The sequence below is a fragment of the Candidatus Omnitrophota bacterium genome, assembly GCA_013791745.1.
Lineage (GTDB): Bacteria > CG03 > CG03 > CG03 > CG03 > CG03.
This window is the reverse complement of the sequence record VMTH01000084.1, coordinates 1-5,459: the sequence shown is the minus strand read 5'-3', so window position 1 is coordinate 5,459 and position 5,459 is coordinate 1. Positions and strand designations below refer to the sequence as shown.

Below are 5,459 nucleotides of genomic sequence, written 5' to 3'. Positions count from 1 at the left end.
GTCATATCTCCCATAAAACAAAATACTTTATTTTTTTCTTTTTTGTTTTTTATATCCAATGCAATTCCTGCTGCAATAGGAACTATTCCCCCCACAATTCCCGAAGATATAATTCTATAATCTTTATAACAAAGAGAAATAGATCTCCCCGCCAAAATATCATTTTTTAATCGTTCTCTGGGTACCCCCTTAAGTAAACACTGGTAATGATTTCTCCATGAACATAAAACCCAGTCATTTTCATTAATGTGCTGAAAAACCTCCAACATTTTACTTTCATTACCGCTATAGAGATGTATGGGAGCCTTAATCATAGCTTTATTAAAGCAATCTGCAATTTCATTTTCAAACGATATTAGATCTTCTTTTTTTAATAGACTCCGCATAATTGTTCTCCTCCGGCAAAATCTACAATTTCATCAAATTTCGCTTTTATCCCCAGCAGCAGTATTTCGTAAAAAGCAATTAACTTGTTTTTTGATATATTTTTATACAGGGGGGCCACCATTTATTTCAAAAAAAATACTTCTCGCAAAATCTGTGTCAAAAAGACACATCCCCATCTGATTATCTGCAATTTTCTCACCCCGCCAATTCGAGGAGGTTCATCACCCGGAATTTCTCCTATTTTTAACTTCATTTTGGCGCATTTTGTCGAAAGAATTGGTTCCCATGGTACTTTAGTGAAAAACCATTTCTCAGGCAGATAAGTATCATCTTTATCCAAATCCAGTTTTTTAATCAGTTCCTTTTTATAAGCTCTGTATATTACCATAGCATCCGTATATTTAACTCCGAAACAAATATTTATAATGCTTGTAAACATCCAATTTCCAAAAGCAGTTACAATATCATCATCTGCACTTTTGGCTCCATCTTTATATCGTGATACAATAACCATATCATACCCTTTCTTCATTTTTTCTATCAGCGGAGGAATGAGCTCCGGAATGGAATTCCCGTCCGGACTGAAAGTTATCAAAACGTCGCCTTCAATCAAATCATAAATCTCCATATATCCGTTACGAATTCCCTTTTTTTTCTGGATGTAAACAGAATAGCCGTTTTCTCGGGCATACTCTATTGTCCCGTCAGTAGAACCACCGTCGAGTATTAGTATCTGATCCACCCATTCCCTTTTAATCCGGGGCATAATCGTACGCATGCCGGTTACTTCATTGAGCGTCAAAACAACCAATGTTACTTTCATAAACTTAATCCTTAATTTTAGCTTTCGAAGATAAAGAATATCATTTTTTAAGACCCGTCGCAATAGTGCAACATCTCAGATTGTTTGCATTATCACACAGGATTTTGTTTTTTTGCTATAATCAATTTCAGTTTTGGATATGAGTTAGAAATATGTAAGTTCAAACATGGTTTGGATTTAGTTTTTATCTTTAGCCGTCGTACGCGTGATTGAAGGTTAAACAGAAGGTAAAACGGTTTTGAAAATAAATCAGAGTATATTTTATGATGAAAAAATTTAGATTTGGGAAAAATTGGAAAAAATTTGTCAGATCAATAGATGATATAAGAATTGATAAAGCGAAAGAATCGCTGGCTGATATGCTGGGGGCTGAAAACTTAAGGGATAAAGACTTTTTGGATGCCGGCGCAGGCAGCGGTCTTTTCAGCCTGGCCGCCTGTCTTCTCGGTGCAAGGGTTTATAGTTTTGACTATGATATCGAATCAGTTGAGTGCGTTCAATATCTTAATGGCAAATATGCTCCGCACGCAAAGGATTGGAAGATTGAGAAAGGGGATATTTTGGATGCGGAGTATATATCTTCCCTAGGGAATTTTGATATTGTTTACAGCTGGGGTGTTTTGCACCATACGGGAGATATGTGGCAGGCTTGCGACAATGCTGCCGGACTTGTTAGGAAGGGAGGTCTGATATATATCGCCTTATATAATGATCAGGGGTACTCTAGCAAAGTTTGGCTTGGAATTAAATTTTTTTATAATTGGCTTCCAGGCATATCTAAATTTATTATTCTTTTCCCCGCATTTATAAGAATCTGGATTTTAACCTGTTTCAAAGATTTATCAAAAGGGAAACCTTTTTATACATGGAAGAATTACAAACAATCTCCGCGCGGTATGGATCCCTGGCGGGATGTTATAGATTGGGTAGGCGGATATCCTTTTGAAGTTGCTTCTCCCGAAAAAGTGATACAATTTTTCAAATCCCGAGGTTTTTGTGAAAAAAAGGTTATTACCTGCAGGAAAGGATACGGCTGTAACGAATTTGTTTTCAAAAAAGAGGAACAGGTATGTGCGGAATAACCGGAATAGTCAATTTTAACGGCCAAGCGGTTGAAGCCGCTGTTTTGAAGAAAATGAACCGACTTCTTATACATAGAGGGCCTGATGATGAGGGATACTACATTAGTTCAAAGTTCAAAGTTCAAAGTTCAAAGACCAGAGCTCATGAAGTTGGCCTTGGGATGAGGCGACTCAGTATAATTGATCTTGAAACAGGCGCTCAACCAATTTTTAATGAAGATAAATCCATAGTGGTAGTCTGTAATGGGGAAATATATAATTTCCAGAATTTACAGGAGGAATTGATACGGAAAGGACATATTTTCAAAACAAAAAGCGATACCGAGGTTCTGGCGCATCTGTATGAAGAGTATGGAACCGACTGTATTAATAAGCTGAACGGTATGTTTGCTTTTGCGATCTGGGATACAAATAAACAATTTCTTTTTCTTGCCCGGGACCGGGCAGGGAAAAAGCCGCTGTATTATACGCAGATCGGTGAATCTTTTTATTTTTCTTCTGAAATTAAATCTTTTCTTGCGGTTCCGGAATTTGAAAAAAAGGTCAATTTAAAAGCTATCCATTATTATCTGACTTATCAGTATATCCCTTCGCCGATGACAATTTTTGAAAATGTTTTCCGTATCCCCCCCGCGTCATTTCTTACAATTGACTCGTCGGCTAAACAGGAATGTAAAAAGTATTGGGCTCCGGATTACCATAATAAAACAAACTTGTCTTACTCTGAAGCCAAAAAAAATATAAGAGACATCCTTCAGGATGCGGTAAAAATAAGGATGATATCGGATGTGCCGCTGGGCGCGTTTCTTTCCGGAGGCATAGATTCGTCAGTTGTCGTCGGTATTATGAGCTCCCTTTCAAGTTATCCGGTCAAGACATTCGCCATAGGTTTTAAAGAGCAGGATTTTTCGGAACTTAAATATGCTGATACGGTGGCAAAACGTTTTAAGACCGATCATACGGAATTTATTGTTGAACCTAAGGATACGGCTATCCTTGAAAAACTTGTCTGGCATTATGATCAGCCTTTCGCGGATTCTTCGGCTCTTCCCAGCTATTATGTGGCTAACCAGACCCGCAGGCATGTAACAGTCGCTCTGAACGGCGACGGCGGCGATGAGAATTTCGGGGGTTATCTGCGTCATCTGGCGCTCAAACAATCCGAGTTAATAGCTTTTCCTTTTAAGCTGATCCCGGATAAAGTTTTTAAAGCAATGGTGAATATGCTCCCCGAAGGAGCAGGGCGCGTTAATATTTTTAAACGAGGGAAGAGATTTCTAAATGCTTTAAAAGAAAAGCCGGCCAGACGGAATCTTATATGGCACCGTATTTTTGATAATGAAACAAAATTTCAAATTTACTCCGATGAAATGAAAGCGGTTGCTATGGAGCATGACGCGTGCGGGTATCTTGAAGAAACTTTTGATAGTGCGCCCGCTTCGGATTTACTTGACCGGGCCTTATATACAGATATGACGACATATTTACCGGAATGCCTCATGGTAAAAATGGATGTCGCGTCTATGGCTAATTCTCTTGAAGCCCGTTCGCCTTTTCTGGATTACCGGCTTGTTGAGTTTGCGGCAAGTCTCCCTTCCTCATGGAAAATAAGAGGATTGAAACAAAAAAGGATATTGAAAGACGCGTTTGAAGATATCCTTCCCGATGCGATTATAAATAGAGGTAAACAGGGTTTCGGGATTCCGATAGACAAGTGGTTTAGGAATGAGTGGAAGGAATATTTTATAGATATAGTGCTGTCCGGCAAGGCTGTCTCACGGGGTTATTTCAATATTAAAGAGGTCGAAAAACTTTTTGAAGAACATCTTTCCGGGAAGAGGCAGCATGGCTATCGCCTTTGGGCGCTCCTGATGCTGGAATTGTGGCACAGGGTTTTTATTGACGGCGCATACGATTTCCAATGACGCGCTCGCGGTGGACATTAGCGGCGTAAAAATATATTATTATCGGGCAGGGGAAATGCCCCGCAAGGGTTATTGTTCAGGAGCTTAATATGATAGATGAGATTTCTTTTATAATACCGGTTTTTAACGAAAGAGAGACTCTCCCGGAGCTTTTAAAATCTCTGGGGGGGGTGATTAGCGGTGTGCCAAAAAGCGAGATCATCGTGATAAATGACGCCTCTACCGACGGCAGCGAAGGCCTTGTGCCGGGAACGGTCCGGCTTATAAACTCCCAAAAGCAGTGCGGTTACGGCGCGTCAATAAAAAAGGGTTTGCGTAAAGCGGAATATTCAAAAATATGCATCATTGACGCTGACGGCACATACCCCCCGGAAGCCGTGCGGACACTTCTTGAAAACTACAGGGGAGAGGATATGCTCGTCGGTAAAAGAGAGAACCTAGACCTTTCGCCGCTGAGAAGGCCGGTCAAATGGATTATAAACAAATTCGCCGGTTTTCTGACAGGAGAAAAAATACCGGATCTTAACTCGGGCCTCAGGATTTTCAAAAAAGACCAGGCTATGAAGTTCTTTTCTTATTTTCCCGACGGATTTTCCTTCACCACAACGATCACGGCGGCTTTTCTGACAAACGGGATGACAGTGAATTATGAGATAATACCCTATCTTAAAAGGTCGGGAAAGTCCAGCTTCCGGCCGTTTTCCGATACAAAGAACATGATCCTGCTCATAATCAGGACGACTCTTTATTTCAACCCTCTGAAAGTGCTGCTGCCGCTGGGCGCTTTTTTTGTTCTTATCGCGGCTGTGGTTTTTGGGGTGTCCTGGGAAATGGGCGAAATCCTTGACGCGACAGTATCTGTTCTCGTAAGTGTGGCCATACAGATTTTTGTTCTCGCTTTTATAGCCGATGTCGTCAAGCAAAACAAAAATTAAGTTGAAGTGAAACTGCTCCTCATAAATCCCCCGTCGGAAAACGAGTTGCTTGGGAATAATCCCCGGATCATAGAAAGTGAAAGGGGTTTCAATCCTCCGCTGGGGCTTCTGTATATCGCCGCATATCTGCGCAAGAATTCTTCGCACGAGATTGCTGTGATTGACGCTCCCTCCGAGCATCTGAGCTATTCTCTCCTGGAGAAAAGGATAGCGGCTTTCGCGCCGGATGTAGTCGGTATAACGGCCATGACTTTCACAATGAGGGATGTCCTGAAAACAGCCGGTATTGTGAAAAAGCTGAACGACG

At 40.7% G+C, this 5,459-nt stretch carries 6 protein-coding genes; 4 read left to right on the top strand and 2 right to left on the bottom strand.

Annotation, left to right across the window (positions count from 1 at the left end):
* Together FP827_03810 and FP827_03805 are read right to left on the bottom strand one after the other, a co-directional pair.
* Positions 1–386 (bottom strand): hypothetical protein (locus FP827_03810; protein MBA3052200.1); only part of this gene is annotated, 386 nt, incomplete at its 3' end.
* A gap of 122 nt (positions 387–508) precedes the next feature.
* The gene (locus FP827_03805) at positions 509–1,210 is read right to left on the bottom strand and encodes a glycosyltransferase (GenBank protein MBA3052199.1); all 702 of its coding nucleotides are present in this window, start codon (positions 1,208–1,210) and stop codon (positions 509–511) included.
* 263 nt (positions 1,211–1,473) lie between these two features.
* Here FP827_03805 and FP827_03800 point away from each other — a divergent pair, with 263 nt between their 5' ends.
* The 4 genes from FP827_03800 to FP827_03785 all read left to right on the top strand — a co-directional run.
* Entirely contained in the window at positions 1,474–2,292 is an 819-nt protein-coding gene (locus tag FP827_03800; protein MBA3052198.1) for a class I SAM-dependent methyltransferase, read from the top strand.
* Positions 2,280–4,217, top strand: a complete 1,938-nt coding sequence (asnB, locus tag FP827_03795; protein ID MBA3052197.1) for an asparagine synthase (glutamine-hydrolyzing) — start codon at positions 2,280–2,282, stop codon at positions 4,215–4,217. The genes FP827_03800 and asnB overlap by 13 nt, the downstream gene beginning before the upstream one ends.
* 89 nt (positions 4,218–4,306) lie before the next feature.
* Positions 4,307–5,152, top strand: coding sequence for a glycosyltransferase family 2 protein (locus FP827_03790; GenBank protein ID MBA3052196.1), 846 nt, complete (start codon positions 4,307–4,309; stop codon positions 5,150–5,152).
* Positions 5,153–5,158: 6 nt separating this feature from the next.
* Positions 5,159–5,459: cobalamin B12-binding domain-containing protein (locus tag FP827_03785; GenBank protein ID MBA3052195.1), on the top strand; the 301-nt coding region annotated here is incomplete at its 3' end.